This is a genomic window from Thalassospira australica, from assembly GCF_000763295.1.
In the GTDB taxonomy this organism is placed as follows: domain Bacteria; phylum Pseudomonadota; class Alphaproteobacteria; order Rhodospirillales; family Thalassospiraceae; genus Thalassospira; species Thalassospira australica.
This window is the reverse complement of sequence record NZ_JRJE01000006.1, coordinates 227,303-242,044: the sequence shown is the minus strand read 5'-3', so window position 1 is coordinate 242,044 and position 14,742 is coordinate 227,303. Positions and strand designations below refer to the sequence as shown.

Annotated in this window: 14 protein-coding genes; 5 read left to right on the top strand and 9 right to left on the bottom strand. The window is 53.9% G+C overall.

The features are described 5' to 3' along the window. Positions 1–19: 19 nt before the first annotated feature. Both JF44_RS0106525 and JF44_RS0106520 read right to left on the bottom strand, forming a co-directional pair. Entirely contained in the window at positions 20–664 is a 645-nt protein-coding gene (locus tag JF44_RS0106525) for a CoA pyrophosphatase (RefSeq protein WP_052065520.1), read from the bottom strand. Beyond that, on the bottom strand, positions 661–1,242 hold the full coding sequence (locus JF44_RS0106520; RefSeq protein ID WP_033068132.1) for a DUF1285 domain-containing protein: 582 nt from the start codon (positions 1,240–1,242) through the stop codon (positions 661–663). Before JF44_RS0106520 ends, JF44_RS0106525 begins: the two co-directional genes overlap by 4 nt. 112 nt (positions 1,243–1,354) lie before the next feature. Between JF44_RS0106520 and JF44_RS0106515 the strand changes: the two genes are divergently transcribed. Genes JF44_RS0106515 through JF44_RS0106500 form a run of 4 tightly spaced genes read left to right on the top strand, consistent with a single transcriptional unit; the run spans position 1,355 to position 8,135 of the window. Beyond that, positions 1,355–2,395, top strand: coding sequence for an AAA family ATPase (locus tag JF44_RS0106515; RefSeq protein ID WP_033068131.1), 1,041 nt, complete (start codon positions 1,355–1,357; stop codon positions 2,393–2,395). Then, a complete protein-coding gene (locus tag JF44_RS0106510; RefSeq protein ID WP_033068130.1) occupies positions 2,396–3,349 on the top strand; it encodes a DUF58 domain-containing protein in 954 nt (317 codons plus the stop codon). It abuts the gene before it with no gap. Then, complete coding sequence (locus JF44_RS0106505) at positions 3,346–6,063, top strand: DUF4159 domain-containing protein (protein ID WP_033068129.1); 2,718 nt, start codon at positions 3,346–3,348, stop codon at positions 6,061–6,063. The genes JF44_RS0106510 and JF44_RS0106505 overlap by 4 nt, the downstream gene beginning before the upstream one ends. Continuing rightward, positions 6,060–8,135 carry a hypothetical protein gene (locus tag JF44_RS0106500; RefSeq protein ID WP_033068128.1) on the top strand — a complete coding sequence of 692 codons (2,076 nt, stop codon included), beginning with the start codon at positions 6,060–6,062 and terminating at the stop codon, positions 8,133–8,135. The genes JF44_RS0106505 and JF44_RS0106500 overlap by 4 nt, the downstream gene beginning before the upstream one ends. On the opposite strand, the gene JF44_RS0106495 is transcribed toward JF44_RS0106500, so the two are convergent. Next, positions 8,136–9,101: a LysR family transcriptional regulator gene (locus JF44_RS0106495; RefSeq protein WP_033068127.1), complete on the bottom strand. Its 966-nt coding sequence runs from the start codon at positions 9,099–9,101 to the stop codon at positions 8,136–8,138. Positions 9,102–9,283: 182 nt separating this feature from the next. On the opposite strand from JF44_RS0106495, the gene JF44_RS0106490 reads away from it, so the two are divergent. Further along, a complete protein-coding gene (locus JF44_RS0106490) occupies positions 9,284–10,234 on the top strand; it encodes a glutathione S-transferase family protein (protein ID WP_033068126.1) in 951 nt (316 codons plus the stop codon). 107 nt (positions 10,235–10,341) lie between these two features. On the opposite strand, the gene JF44_RS0106485 is transcribed toward JF44_RS0106490, so the two are convergent. The 6 genes from JF44_RS0106485 to JF44_RS0106460 all read right to left on the bottom strand — a co-directional run bounded on the left by JF44_RS0106485 (position 10,342) and on the right by JF44_RS0106460 (position 14,581). After that, on the bottom strand, positions 10,342–10,845 hold the full coding sequence (locus JF44_RS0106485; protein WP_033068125.1) for a F0F1 ATP synthase subunit B family protein: 504 nt from the start codon (positions 10,843–10,845) through the stop codon (positions 10,342–10,344). Between the two features lie 4 nt (positions 10,846–10,849). Beyond that, entirely contained in the window at positions 10,850–11,335 is a 486-nt protein-coding gene (locus JF44_RS0106480) for a F0F1 ATP synthase subunit B family protein (protein ID WP_033068124.1), read from the bottom strand. Positions 11,336–11,409: 74 nt separating this feature from the next. Then, positions 11,410–11,634 carry an ATP synthase subunit C family protein gene (locus JF44_RS0106475; protein WP_033068123.1) on the bottom strand — a complete coding sequence of 75 codons (225 nt, stop codon included), beginning with the start codon at positions 11,632–11,634 and terminating at the stop codon, positions 11,410–11,412. A gap of 60 nt (positions 11,635–11,694) precedes the next feature. Continuing rightward, positions 11,695–12,417, bottom strand: a complete 723-nt coding sequence (locus tag JF44_RS0106470; RefSeq protein ID WP_033068122.1) for a F0F1 ATP synthase subunit A — start codon at positions 12,415–12,417, stop codon at positions 11,695–11,697. A gap of 34 nt (positions 12,418–12,451) precedes the next feature. Further along, positions 12,452–12,805 carry an AtpZ/AtpI family protein gene (locus JF44_RS20590; RefSeq protein WP_033068121.1) on the bottom strand — a complete coding sequence of 118 codons (354 nt, stop codon included), beginning with the start codon at positions 12,803–12,805 and terminating at the stop codon, positions 12,452–12,454. A gap of 444 nt (positions 12,806–13,249) precedes the next feature. Next, entirely contained in the window at positions 13,250–14,581 is a 1,332-nt protein-coding gene (locus JF44_RS0106460) for a class I SAM-dependent methyltransferase (RefSeq protein ID WP_033068120.1), read from the bottom strand. Positions 14,582–14,742: the final 161 nt, after the last annotated feature.

Sequence of the window (14,742 nt, the reverse complement as noted above, 5' to 3'; positions counted from 1 at the left end):
CTCTATCCCAATATTCGGATTAAGGTTGCAATGAAGGCGCATGGGCGCGGATGACTTCACTGAAGTTTACCAGCATTCCGGCTGTTGCGCCCCAAATGTAATATTCACGATAAGGGATCGCAAAATAGCGTCTGCGCGCCCCTTCAAATGTCACGGTTTGAAGTTTTTGGTTTCGCGGATCAAGAATAAAGCCAAGTGGCACCTCAAAGACCTCGGCCACTTCATAGTCGTCTGGTTGCAGGTCAAAGGGCGGGGTTACAAGCCCGATTACCGGCGTCACCTGATAGCCCGTCACCGTATAGTAATCATCAATCCGGCCAATCAAATCGATGTGTTGGCGTCCAAGACCGATTTCTTCTTCGGTTTCGCGCAGGGCGGTTTCTTCAAGTGTGGCGTCCACGTCTTCCTGGCGACCGCCGGGAAAGCTGATCTGGCCTGCATGATCGCTTAGATGATCTGTCCTTCGTGTCAGGATGACATGCAAGCCAGTTTCACGTTTGACCAACGGTACAAGGACTGCAGCGGGACGCGAAACCAGTTCACCTTCGGCGAAGGCACGCGCGCGGGATTTGGAACCGGGATAATCGACAGCATGGTCGCCACGGCGTTGCAAGACATTGCCGCGTGGCGCCCCAAGGGCTGCGATGATGTCTTCGGGTGTCATTCAGATGCCTCCATCTGACCGATCTCAAAGAAATGACCATGACTATATACACCAATACGGATCATGTTGTTATCAGGGTCACTTATTTCATCGGCCAGTTCGACAAGCTGATAGAAAACCGCACGATTCAAACGTGCTTCAAGCCCGCGTTCCAACCCGACATAGGGTGACGGTTCATCCGTATCGGGATCATGTTCAACACGCAGCGGATGATCCTTATCAAGCTCGACCCACTGGTCAATATTGGTCCGAAACCGGATTTTCTGATCCTTGCCGCTGCCGTCATTTTGCATCTCGACAGCAATGAAGGCGACATCTTCAACCTCAATCCGGGCCATTTCGGCCGGGGTTACCAACCAGTGCCCGCCTTCCTCGTCACGCTGCAACACGGAAGAAAAAAGTTTCACCAATTCAATTCGACCAATCGGGCCACCTTGATAGAACCAGGTTCCATCCCGACCTATAGACATAGGGATATCGCCACAGATTTGGGGATGCCGCCCGGTATCAGGCTTTTGGCCCCTCAGGCGCGTCCACAACTTTTCGGCGAGATCGGTGGTTTTTTGGTTTTCATTCATGCTGTAGAGTTGATCCTGAAACAGACGTTTTCCCGTTTTGCGTACTCAGATTCATCTGCGTTCTTCAACCTGTCGGTGCCTGCACTGCAACATAGGAAGCACAGTCCCAGCCATGACAAACGCGCCAAAATTTCCCGAAGAAATGGGTTTCTCCCAGGAGAGTAGTCTGGAACGCGATGCGACTCGTCTGGACGAATGTGTCGCACGACTTGGCGAAGCCCGCAAAATGGTTTCTAGCATTATATTTGGGCAGAATGATGCCATAGAGCAAACACTTATCGGTATTTTATCAGGTGGGCATGTTCTGATGGTCGGTGCGCCGGGCCTTGGCAAGTCATTGCTTGCGCACACTTTGGGCAAAGTACTTGGCCTGCTGGACAAACGTGTTCAATTCACCCCCGACCTGATGCCTGCCGACATTCTGGGGTCTGAAGTGCTAGAAGAAGGTGGCGATGGCAAACGCGCGTTTCGCTTTATCAAGGGACCGGTTTTCTGCCAGTTGCTTCTGGCCGATGAAATCAACCGCGCCAGCCCGCGTACCCAGTCCGCATTGCTACAAGCGATGCAGGAACGCGAAGTGTCGGTCGCAGGTTATAGCCACAAACTCCCCAAACCATTCCATGTTTTGGCGACCCAGAACCCGCTTGAACAGGAAGGGACCTATCCGCTACCCGAAGCCCAGCTTGACCGTTTCCTGCTTGAAGTTCGTCTTGGTTACCCGGATGCCGATGAAGAACGCAAAATCGTGACGGAGACCACCAGTCGCTATCCGGCCCGACCGCGTCAGGTTCTTCAGACCGATGATCTGATCGAAGCACAGGATTTTGTGAGGCGCCTGCCGATGCCTGACCGGGTTCTGGACACCATCATCGCCCTGTGCCGCGAATGCCGCCCGGAAAGCACCACACTTGTTGATATTCGCGACAATGTTGCCTGGGGTCCGGGCACGCGTGCCGCACAGGCCTTGTCGCTGGCGTGCCGGGCACGGGCAATGCTATTTGGTCGTTTCGCCCCCTCTGTCGAAGATATCGAAGAACTTGCAGTTCCCGTGTTGCGCCATCGCTTTGGTCTGACATACGGGGCACGTGCAGAAGGCTTTACCGCCAAGGGGCTGATTACCAATGCGCTTACCCACCTTAAGGAGAACAGCTAATTGGTTCCCACCGGCGTGCATGATCATGTCGCTGCCGCCCGCGCCCTTGCGGCACGACTGCCCCAATTGATTGACGAGTCGCGCAGAACGGCTATCAGTCTGCGAGGCGGCCTGCATGGCAATCGCAAGGTTGGTCCAGGTAGCGATTTCTGGCAGTTTCGCCCCTATGTTCCAGGCGACCCGACCAATCAGATTGACTGGCGCCGCTCTGCACGCAGCGAGCACACCTTCATTCGCCAGACAGAATGGCAGGCCAGTCACAATTACTGGATTTGGCCGGTTCTTTCCCCATCCACGCATTGGGCATCGCATGACAACCTGCCATCCAAGGCCGAACGCACCCTGATCATTTCCATCGCGCTGGCAGACCTTCTGATCCGCAATGGAGAGACGGTTGGGACATTTGATGGTGAACGCACGCGCATTACATCGGCAGAACATCTTGAAAAGCTGGCCCATGCAATGATGGCAAGCCCGCAAAACATTTCCAAGCACGGCGCAAACATTCACCCCGGCCGAAAACATTCTGTTCTGATCCTTGGCGATTTTCTTGAACTCTCTGACGCGGGCGAGAAAACAGGCCGCGCCATCCGGCGTCTTGGTCAATATCAGAACGACGGTGCGCTGGTTCAAATTCTTGACCCTGCGGAAATATCCCCCCCCTTTCAGGGACGGGTTGATCTATTCGATACGGACGACCAGATGATCTTCCGCAGCGAAAAATTTGAAGACATTGCTGATGGTTTCAAGAAACGTGCGCAGAAATGGCGTGCAACCGTCCGCGATGCAGCACGCCAGAACAACTGGCTGTATGATCGGCACGTCACATCCGAAAGTGTCAGCCCGACCCTGCTTGCGCTGTATCAACACTTAAGCCAACGGCAAAATCAAAGCGGATCAAACGGGCGCGGTCGCCCGACATTGCATCACCACAACAGCCAGGAGATGTCATGAGCCTGTCGGCCATCACATTCCTGTATCCTGCGATGCTGGCAGGCCTGATGGTACTGCCAATTGTCTGGCTGCTGATCAGATCGGCCCCGCGTTCGCCCAGGAACATTGTTTTTCCTGCTGCCCGTTTGTTGCGTGGCCTTAAAAGCCAGCGCCGCGATATCCAGCGCGCGCCACTGTGGCAAACCATCCTGCGCTGTTTGATCATCACCCTGTTGATCATTGCTGCTGCACGCCCGGTCATGAACCGCAATGATTTCGCCAGCAGCGATGGCGCAATCCTGATCATCGCTGATAATGGATGGGACAGTGCCCCCAATTGGCGCCAATACCGTGCCGCGCTGGAACAGATTGCCAATCAGGCGCGATTTGATCTGCAAACTGTATATGTCGCGCAAACAGCACCCGAGGCCGCTGGTGCATCGACATGGAAGCTTCCTGATATCATCGGGCCAGTATCCCCGAATGAAACCAAATCCCTGTTTGACCGGCTGCAACCGCGCCCTTGGCCATCGGACTATAATGCCCTGTCGGATATGATTTCAGAACGTCCCGAAATGAACCGGGCAATCGGCAGCATTTTGTGGCTTACGGGTCAGATGGACAGTCCCGGCAAGGCAGAAATCGCATCAGAATTGCTTGATATCGCCCCCATCACAACAATCGGGCCTCTTGTAAGTGACCGTATTGCCATCCAGTCGCTTGGGCGATCACGTACCGGTATGGTGGCAACCCTTGCCCATAACCAAACCGATTTGCCGCGCAATGTGAACCTTCTGGCACGTGGTGAGCGCGGCACTGTCTTGTTGCGCCATACCGTAGAACTGGCCCCAAACACCGACCAGAGCACCGCGACGATCCTTTTGCCCAGTGACATCTCCAACGCCATTCAATCCGTCAGCATAGAGGGTATGGAAAGTGCCGCGACGATGTTTCAGACGGGCGCACGATGGCAGCAACGCCGTGTAGGCGTGATTGTCAGTTCCGGCGACAGTCCGGGTGTTTTATCCGACCAATATTTCTTTCTGGATCGGGCCATTTCCCCTTATGCCGATGTGACATATGCTCCACTTGGCACCTTGCTTGAAACCAAGGTCGACGTTCTGGTTTCGGCCGGGGCGATTTCGGGATTGGGCAGCCAATTCAAAGCTCTTGAACGCTGGGTAAATGATGGCGGGATGCTGGTTCGGTTTGCCGGGGATAGTTCAAGCCAGATTGGCAAGGATTTCCTGCCGGTCACCTTGCGCCTGGGCAACCGGGATTTCGGTGGGTCAATGTCCTGGGAAAAGCCCAAACGCCTGCTTGATTTCCCCGAAAACAGCCCGTTTCACGGCATTTCCGTGCCTGATGACATCACGGTCAACCGCCAACTACTGGCAGAACCAGACCCGGATATTGTCAGTAAAACATGGGCAAGACTGACCGATGGCACGCCGCTTATCACCAGCACGCCGCGCAATTCCGGCCGAGTTGTTCTGTTTCACGTTACGCCCTGGGCTGATTGGTCGAACCTTCCGATGTCAGGCCTGTTTGTGGAGCTGTGGCAACAAATCCTGCCACTTGCCAGCCCCAGCAACCGAAGCGATGCGGAACTGCGCACCAGCCTGCCGCCCCAAACCATTCTTGATGGCTTTGGCCGCCCCCATCAGCCCGATGCCCTGATCCTGCCCGTTCAAACCCCGTTGCCAACGCCCAACCCACGTCACCCGCCGGGCATTTATGGGCAGAACGGTCAGGCCGTTGCCTTGAATCTTGGCCCGTCACTGTCAAACATCGGCAAGGATATCGTGTGGCCACCGGGCATCAGCAGCCGTGAAATCATGGCGCAAAGCCAGATTGATCTCGCGGCACTGTGTCTTTTTGCCGCTTTCATCCTGTTGTTGTTTGATGCGTTGATCCTGCTGGTGCTCAATCATGTTTCATTGCGTCGCAACCGCCGCAGCAACGCCCTGACTTCCATCCTGTTCGTGGCAACCGTTACCGGGGTGGCAGGTGCCTTTACGGCCCTATCAGGGGTTTCTCCGGCGCAGGCGGCCACGCTTCAGGAAGCCGCCTTGCAACCCCGTCTGGCGTATCTTGAAACCGGCAATGCCCCAGTCGATCGCCTGAGCCGGGCGGGAATGACCGGCCTGACAGAAATCCTGCGTCGACGCAGTGCAGCGGATTTAAATACGGTTGATGCCATTAACCCCGAAACCGATGAACTGAGTTTCTATCCCCTGATCTACTGGCCCCTGGTCGATGGGCAGCAGCCGTTTTCCGAGCGCGCACAAGACCGGTTGAACCGCTATCTCAATAATGGCGGGATGATACTGATCGACAGTCGCGACCGCGAAGTTCAGCCTGCCCGCCTGCGGCGGCTTTTGGCAGGTCTTGAGGTTCCTCTTCTTGACCGTGCGCCAAGCGATCACATCCTGTTTCGCAGCTTCTATTTGCTTGATCATGCCTTTGGGCGGTTTTCCGAACCCTTGTGGCTTGATGCCCGGCCCAGTCAGCGTCTTGATGGCGTTGCATCCGTTCTGTTTGGTGGCAACGACTGGGCATCAGCATGGATCATTCCCGAAGGGCGCGATGAAGCGCGTTCAGAAGACATCTCGCCGCGTCAACGCGAAATGGCTTATCGCTTTGGCGTCAATCTGGTGATGTATGCCCTGACTGGCAGTTACAAGGGCGATCAGGTTCATATCCCCGCCATTCTCGAAAGGTTGGGGCGATGAATCAGGGATGGCAAAATCTTCAATTTTCGCCTTTGCTGGATGTTGGCATCCTGCAAATTCTCGCTGTTGCATGTTTGGCTTCGGTCATCCTGTTCACCATTTTCAAGTTGCGCGGCACGGTTTGGCGCGCGGTTGTGATGGTACTGGTTTTACTGACTCTTCTGGCGCCACAATTTACTGACCGCGAAAGTGAAAAACTCAGCGACATCGTTCTGGTTCTTGTCGACCGATCCGCCAGCCAACGCATTGCAGATCGCCCCGCGCAAACCGACATGGCAATCGAAGAATTGCGCAACACGTTTGCAGATAATCCATCCGTCGAATTGCGGTTTGAAGATGTATCGGGCGAAGCCGACACCCGGATGTTTGCCGTGCTGGACCGGTTGCTGGGCGGTTTGCCGCGTGAACGGCTGGGCGGTGTTATGATGATCACCGATGGTCAGGTTCACGATGTACCCAACAGCCTTGATCTTGATGCACCGTTGCATGTTCTGATCAGTGGTGGACGCGATGAACGTGATCGCCGCCTGGTGATCCGCCAAAGTGCGGATTATGGCATTGTCGGCAAGAATGCCGATTTCATGATCGAGGCCATTGATCCCCAACTGGCCCAAGGCACACCAATCCCGGTTCAAATGCTGTTGGAAGATGGCACCGAAAGCAACCTAATCCTGCCTGCCAACGAACAACAACGCGTCACCATTCCCGTACCCCATGCGGGTTCGGTTCTCGCCGAACTGCGGATGGATACGCTGGCCGACGAAACCGACAAAGCCAACAACCGATTGATCCTTGAAACCACGGGCGTGCGTGACCGTCTGCGTGTTTTGCTGTTGTCTGGTGAACCCCATCCAGGTGAGCGGGCATGGCGTAACCTTTTGCGTGCCGATCCCGGTGTTGATCTTGTCCATTTCACCATTTTGCGCCCACCAGAAAAGGGCGACGACACCCCGATCAATGAACTGGCCCTGATCCCGTTTCCAATCCGTGATCTGTTTGAAGTCCGCCTGCGCCAGTTTGATCTGATCATTTTTGACCGCTATCAGATGCGCGGGGTTCTGCCGCCGCACTACCTTGAAAAGGTCGTTGATTTCGTCCGTTGGGGTGGGGCTGCACTTGTTGTCGCCGGCCCGGAATATGTTGGTATCGACGGACTTTCAAGCACGGCACTAAACGACTTGATGCCTGCTGTTCCCACCGGGCGCGTTGTCGAACAACCCTTTGTGCCACGCGTAAACCAGGCCGGTCGCTTGCACCCGGTCACAACTGCGATTGCAGGATCACCAAGCACCCCGCCGAAATGGGGGCATTGGTATCGCCAAATCGAAACACGGGTTTCTGATCCGGATGCGATGACCCTTTTGACCGGCGTCGACGACATGCCGCTTTTGACCATGCAACGGGTGGAAGAAGGCCGTGTCGCGATGCTGAGTTCCGATCAGATGTGGCTGTGGCAGCGCGGACATGATGGCGGTGGGCCCGTGGCAGAACTGTTGCGCCGCCTGTCACACTGGCTGATGAAGGAACCGGCCCTTGATGAAAACACAGTCCGCACCGAACGCAGCCCCGATGGTGACAGCCTGATCCTGAATTGGCGCAAAATCGGCGCACCGCCCGAAACCGCCAGCGTCATCAACCCTGAAACCGGTCAGCAGATCAACGCCCCCTTTGAACAGCTTCCAGACCAAACCTGGCAGGCGACCGTTCCGATTTCGACGCGCGGACTGATCAGGGTTCGGGTTCGTGATCAGGACAACCACAGCCAGTCGGCCTTACATGTTGATCGTGACGTGTTGACTGCCGAAACCCAGAATACCAACTCAACGCCTGACCTTCTGAGCAGTCTGGTCGATCACAATAACGGATATATCGGGCGGATCGAAGATGGTCTTCCGGACTTCCGCCACGTTCCGAAAGACCGCGTCTGGCATGGCAGCAATTGGGCAGGATTTGTTGAAACCAACAGCCTCAAGACCGTGATTGGCGGAATTACCAGTTTGTTGCCCATTCCGTTGATTGCCCTTTTGGTCGGGGCGATCTGTTTGCTGGGCTGGCGAATTGAAAGCAAGTGATCACGGTGTCGGGCGCTGACGCCCCCGTCCTTTGCGATATTCAACACAGGCGTCATTGTGAAAGTTACACAGACCGCCTTTGAATTTCTCGACCAGGAAATCAATAAAGACGCGCACCTTGCTGGGCAGATGGCGGCGTTCGGGATAAACCGCGTAAATCCCGCCACGACTAAGCGGATCATAATCTTGCAGGATCGGTACAAGGCGCCCTTCCCGCAGTGCTTCTGCAACGATGAATTCCGGTTCGCGCGCGATGCCAAGCCCGCGGATGGCGGCAATTGATGTAAACTCGCCGTTATTGCACGACATCACCGGATTGATCCGAACCGAGACCTGACCTTCGGGTCCTTCAAAATCCCAGATATTGGGACTGGGAATGTTTGTATAGGAAATCGTTCTATGTTCGGTCAATTCCTGCGGAGTTTTGGGTTCGCCATATTGAGCGAGATAGTCCGGTGATGCCACCACGTGGCCGGTAAATTCGGCAAGTTTGCGCGCAATCAGACTTGAATCCTTAAGCCGCGTAATCCGTACAGCCATATCAATGCCTTCGGCCACCAGATCAACCATGTGGTCTGCCAAATGGATATCGACATGAAGCCCGGGATATTTTTCCATAAATTCCGTGACCAGTTGCGGCATATACATCTGCCCGAAAGTCAGCGGTGCAGACACGCGCAGCGTTCCCCGTGGCGTGCCGCGCAAGTCGGTTAATGCATGTTCAGCCGTTTCGATTTCTTCGACCACGCGCGCGCAGTGCTGATAGAACGTCGACCCGGCATCCGTCAGGCTCAGCCGACGAGTGGTACGGTTTAAAAGGCGAATGCCAAGACTGTCTTCAAGCTTGGTCACATGTTTGCTGACCGCTGATTTGGACATGCCAAGTTTGCGCGCAGCACCGGAAAAACTCTGTTCTTCGACCACGCGGGCGAAAACCGTCATACCGTCCAGATTGCCGATCAACATCGCTGTTCTCCTGATCACTGCACAACCTGACTGTTGCGCAAAAGGAAACAAATAAATGTCACAACAGCGGATTGCGTTCAATGCGGGAATGAAGACAATGATCCCAACAGCAAATTCAACTGTCCGGTACAACCACCAAACCCCATCCCAGCGTTTGGCAAACCGGACTGCGGAGGACCAAGATGGGACAACTCGTAAACGGCGAATGGCAAACCGAAGCGCTGCTTGCCAAAAATCGTGATGGCAAATTCAAACGTCAGGATTCTGCATTTCGAAACTGGCTGTCACCCGACCCGGAGGCAGAGTTCCCGGCAGAAGCCGGGCGCTATCATCTTTATGTGTCCTATGCCTGTCCGTGGGCACATCGCACCTTAATATTCCGGGCGCTTAAGGGGCTTGGCGATATGATATCGGTCTCTGTCGTGCATTGGCACATGGGGGATAATGGTTGGCAGTTCGATCGTGACGCTGGTCTGGCTGATGATCTTGCTGATCGTGACTTCCTGTATCAGGTCTATGCCGATGCTTTGGCCGATTACACCGGTCGGGTCACAGTCCCTGTCTTGTGGGATAAAAAAACCAACAAATTGGTCAGCAATGAATCCGCTGAAATCATCCGAATGTTCAATAGTGCATTTGATGGTGTCGGAGCTGGCGAAGGCGACTATTACCCCGACCATCTGCGCGATGAAATTGATGCCGTAAATGCGCGCGTTTATACCGATGTCAATAACGGCGTCTATAAATCAGGGTTCGCCACCAGCCAGAAAGCTTACGAAGAAGCCATTACGGCCCTTTTTGGCACGCTAGACTGGCTTGAAGACCGCCTTGGCCAGCAACGTTACCTTGCTGGTGATCAGCTCACAGAGGCCGACTGGCGGCTGTTTCCGACATTGGTCCGTTTTGACCCGGTTTATCACGGGCATTTCAAATGCAATCGGCAGATGCTCCACGAGTATCCCAATTTATGGAACTACACCAAGGCGCTTTATCAACACCCTAGTGTTAAGGAAACAGTCCACATGGATCACATCAAGAACCATTACTATCAAAGCCACCCGTCGGTGAACCCGTCAGGCGTTGTTCCAGTTGGCCCCGACCTTGATCTGGATGGAGCGCATAATCGTGGTTAACGCAACTTGGCGTCAGACCGTCACCCACAAGGGCGACGATTAAACAGAAAAACAAAAACCCCGCAGCAATGCTGCGGGGTTTTCGCGTTTCCGGAAACCGGAAAAAATCAGTTCAGACGAACTTTGATTTCCGCGATCGCGCTGTTAACCAACTCGTCTGCCTTTGCACCGGAAACCTTGTCAGAAACAAGAGCGGTGGTGGCCTTGGCTGCGATTTCGGCGACATGCGCACGAACTTCAGCGATAGCCTGACTTTCGAGATTGGAGATACGATCCAGAGCCTGTTGTTCACGGCGTTTAAGGGCCGCTTTCAACTCTGCCTGGGCGCTCTCGAGCATACGGTCGGCCTCAGCCTTGGCATGCGCACGGATTTCGTCAGCTTCCTTAAGCGCTTCACGTTGTTTGGCCTGATAGTTGGCCAGAAGCTCTTGGGCTTCCTCGCGAAGACGCTGTGCTTCGTCCAGTTCGTTGGAAATCTTCTCTGCACGTTTATCAAGCGCAGCGGAGATACCTTTAACGGCTTTGAAACCGCCAAAGCCAACGACCAGCACGAAAGAAAGCGTGGTCCAGGTGTATGGATCGGTAAGGAAAGTAACCTCTTGGGTTGCCATTGTCTTACTCTCCTACGATTGCCGAAACAGCCTTGTCGGCAGTTTTGGCCTGAACCTTGACACCGATAAGTTTGTCGGTTGCTTCGCGGGCGATTTCCGATGCTGCTTCTGCAACACCCGTCATTGCGTCCGTTTTTGCATCCGCAATAGCCTTCTCGGCATCAGATGTCTTTTTAGACAGCTTCTTGACCATTGCTTCGGTTTTCTTAGCCTGCTCTGCAGCAGCCTTTTCCGACGCTTCGCGAATATCAGCCTGAGCGGCATCACGAGCTTCTGCCAGGGCAGCCTCGTACTTCGCGATGGCGGCATCGGTTTCGTCTTTCAACGCCCGTGCCTTGCCAAGATTGTCTTCGATGTTTTTTTGACGGCGTTCGAGAACTTCACCGACCTTCGGCAGCGCAATTTTCGACATCAAGAAATACAAGATGGTGAAAATAACGAACAGCCAGAAGATCTGTTCCGAGAACGTCGCAATATCAAACTGCGGCATAGCCTACTCCCGAATTCAACGACACCGGCGAGGGGGACCCTCGCCGGGCCGAGTATTCGCTCAAAAGGCGCCGATTAGACGAACAGAACGATCAGCGCAACGACAAGTGCGAACAGTGCAATAGCTTCGGTAACGGCAAAGCCGATCCAGCCATACAGTTCCACGTCGCCTTTTGCAGCCGGGTTACGGCCAACAGTCGCAATCAGGCTCGACCAGATGTTACCAACACCGATACCGGCACCAATCATGCCAATAGCAGCCAGGCCAGCACCGATCATCTTAGCAGCATCGAGTTCCATAACTTCACCCTTTCGAATTTCTTAAAGGCAATCAGAAGAGATCACACCAAACCACACACATCAGTGCATGTGGATTGCATCATGGAGATAGATGCAGGTGAGAATTGTGAACACATAAGCCTGAAGCGCAGCAATGCCGAACTCCAGAACAGTAATCCCCGTCAACAACGCAAAGGGAAGCACGCCAAGAATGCCAATCAGGCCGACGAACCCACCGATAACTTTCAGCATGATGTGACCAACCGTCATGTTTGCAAACAGTCGGATCGCCAGGCTGAACGGACGAGAGAAATAGGAGATGATTTCAATCGGGACCAGAATGATCGCGGTCGCAATCGGCGCGCCTTCGGGGAAGAACATCCGAAAGTAATGCGTACCATGACGCATAAAGCCGATGACCGTCACACCAATGAAAATCACCAAAGCCAGCGCAAAGTTAACTGCGATGTGGCTCGTAAATGTGAAGCTGTGCGGGATCATGCCAAGCAGGTTCCCGAACATAACGAACATGAACAGCGTGAAGATGAACGGGAAATATTTGCGCCCGGCACTGCCAACGTTGTCCTTGAGCATATTGGCGACGAACTCATACATCACCTCGGCAGCACCCTGCCAGCGCCCCGGAACCAATGCACCACGACGCATCGACAGCGTCATGAAGCAGGTTACCAGAACGGCTGCGAACACCATCCAGAGTGCGGAGTTGGTGAAGGAAATATCAATACCAGCAACCGAAAGTTCGGCCAGGGGTTTGATTTCAAACTGCTCTAGCGGTCCAGCCACCGTAATCCTCGCTCAATATTATCAGGCTTCGAGGTCAATCCTCGTCCCCCTGCTTGCGCTCCCTCATCGCACGACCAAGTCCGACAGCACTGTCATATCCCTTGGCAACGCGATAAGCGTTCAAACCTCCAGCCCCTGCTCCGAGAAAGACAAACAGAACAATCAGCCAAGGTGTCGTATCAAGCACCCGATCCAGCGCCCAGCCAATCAGCAAGCCAACAAGAACCGCAGCGATCATTTCCGCCGAAATCCTCATGCCAAGCGCCATCCCTTGGGATGGTTTGCCAGTCGCCCGGTTCGGGCTGTGCAATTCTTCACGCTTGCCTTTTACGGCGGCCAACTTGCTTTCAAGCTCTTCTAATGAAGCGCGATCTTTATCATCGCTCATTGTGGTGAACCCCGCTGTGGCAGCCCTGCAGACGTCGCAAGGAAATGCGCGGGCAACATACTTAGCACCCCATGGGCTGTCAAGCTGTAAAACCCGGCCTTTCCCCACCCATCAAAATGACTATAAATCAATTTACTTCAATGCCTTAATCCACAAAATGTGAAGGAAAACACTTTTGAAGTTAGGCAATAGTCGCAGTCATCACGGTTATCCGTGCTACGGCAACATCATCCGCAACCGGCAGTTTCCCTTGATTCCTGCCTGTTTGACGCCCCTTCTGGCCCCCGACAACAATTTCCATGATTTTCCCGCCAACCCGGTAAATTGCCCGCGTAAAACACCGTTTACGGCAAAACAGGAAAAAGTCGGTGCATTTATCCCATTGTGAAAACCCGATTCACGAAATCTGACAGGCACCCTTCGCCCCACCAGGTCATCAAGGTGTTATTGCTTGCGAACACTAAGCGTTCTTTCCCCATCGACTTTTTGCCAACCATCCGGATTGGCTGCCAACATCCAGTCGAACTTATGGAACAACGCCCACACCGCACCCAACGTGTTGATGGCAATTGAATTCATATCAATCGGCTGGGTATCAAGGATTTCGTCACGCAAAATCGCCACAAGCTGCGCAACAGAATTCTTTCCGTCAAAAACAGACAGCAGACGCGCCAAATCCGGCCCACCGGTCAGATCCACGGCATTCCCACTGCCATCCTCTATCAAAACGGGCTGACCGGCCAATGTGCTCAGATCATCAAAGAAGGTCTCGTTTGGCGGCACAAAGAAATAGGGCGCACGTTCCGCATCGGGCAAGATATCCGCACTTTGTGCTTTGTCTTTGCGGGTCAGGTAAAACGCATGAAGCGGCATTGCCCCGCTAAACCGTTCACAAAAAGCCTGTTGTTCACGCAACGGCTTTGCCCCAAGGTCGCGCAGCACAACAGGATCACGCACCAGATTTTCAATGCTGTAATGAGCCTTTCCGGTGCCGCCAAACCCAAAGAACCCGGTAAATGCTGCCACATGCAAGTCAGCAGACGCAGCAAAATCATAGACCCCATGAACATCATAAGCGCATTCAACCGGATGAAGCAGCAGATCGACAATTTCCGGATCGTTTTCAAGCAACCCTTTGATAAACCCCGGACCACCGCCCAGTTTAAGCAGCATGTTATCTTCGGGAAGTGATGACAACAGCGTTCGGGTTAACGCCAATTGCTCTGTCAAATCCTTGCCTGCCAACAGCGGTTTGATCATTTTGCGCCATTCCGTCACTGCAAGCCGACCGTGCTGGCCATAAACCATCACCCCCAAAGCACCATCGGCCTTCAGAACCGACGTCAAATCACGCAGGCCTTCTTCGGGGTTTTCCAGATGGTGTAAAACCCCCGCACAATTGATGTAATCAAATGGTTCAGGTTTGGATTTTGCAAACTCCGAGATCGTTTGGTTTACATAAGTAACGTTGGTCAAACCACGCGCTTCGGCCCGTGATCGCGCCACCTTTGTGCTGGCCCCGGACGGCTCAAGATAGGTGACAGTACCGCCAACATCGCGCAATTGTTCGCCAAGCCAGATCATGGAATCGCCAGTACCACCGCCTGCGACAAGTGCACGAAAACCTTCGTCAAAGTTCTTCGCCCCACCAAAGCAGTAATGATTGACCCGCGACAGGGTATCAAGCGGTGGCATCAACAAACGGTCTTTTTCCTGATGCGGGTCACGCAACGGATAGGGGAACTGTTCGTAGAGCTCGCGTACTTTTTGGGACATCAGGGCCTTCGCAGAATATGAGTTTCATTAAGGTGTAACACCCCGGCCCTATCAGAATATTAAGAGTCCGGAAACACGCTTTAGGGCATCTAGCCTTAAAACTGCGTCACTTTGTTTGCCTTTGATGTGTCATTTGGTGAGGCACAGCACGCACGACAATG

Excerpts from the sequence above, each read along its gene's own strand:
- JF44_RS0106475 (WP_033068123.1), bottom strand. The coding sequence starts at position 11,634 with ATGGAACTCGATGCTGCTAAGATGATCGGTGCTGGCCTGGCTGCTATT.
- JF44_RS0106525 (WP_052065520.1), bottom strand. The coding sequence starts at position 664 with ATGACACCCGAAGACATCATCGCAGCCCTTGGGGCGCCACGCGGCAAT.
- JF44_RS0106460 (WP_033068120.1), bottom strand. The coding sequence starts at position 14,581 with ATGTCCCAAAAAGTACGCGAGCTCTACGAACAGTTCCCCTATCCGTTG.
- JF44_RS0106485 (WP_033068125.1), bottom strand. The coding sequence starts at position 10,845 with ATGGCAACCCAAGAGGTTACTTTCCTTACCGATCCATACACCTGGACC.
- JF44_RS0106500 (WP_033068128.1), top strand. The coding sequence starts at position 6,060 with ATGAATCAGGGATGGCAAAATCTTCAATTTTCGCCTTTGCTGGATGTT.
- JF44_RS0106480 (WP_033068124.1), bottom strand. The coding sequence starts at position 11,335 with ATGCCGCAGTTTGATATTGCGACGTTCTCGGAACAGATCTTCTGGCTG.
- JF44_RS0106505 (WP_033068129.1), top strand. The coding sequence starts at position 3,346 with ATGAGCCTGTCGGCCATCACATTCCTGTATCCTGCGATGCTGGCAGGC.
- JF44_RS0106520 (WP_033068132.1), bottom strand. The coding sequence starts at position 1,242 with ATGAATGAAAACCAAAAAACCACCGATCTCGCCGAAAAGTTGTGGACG.
- JF44_RS20590 (WP_033068121.1), bottom strand. The coding sequence starts at position 12,805 with ATGAGCGATGATAAAGATCGCGCTTCATTAGAAGAGCTTGAAAGCAAG.
- JF44_RS0106495 (WP_033068127.1), bottom strand. The coding sequence starts at position 9,101 with ATGTTGATCGGCAATCTGGACGGTATGACGGTTTTCGCCCGCGTGGTC.
- JF44_RS0106490 (WP_033068126.1), top strand. The coding sequence starts at position 9,284 with ATGGGACAACTCGTAAACGGCGAATGGCAAACCGAAGCGCTGCTTGCC.
- JF44_RS0106515 (WP_033068131.1), top strand. The coding sequence starts at position 1,355 with ATGACAAACGCGCCAAAATTTCCCGAAGAAATGGGTTTCTCCCAGGAG.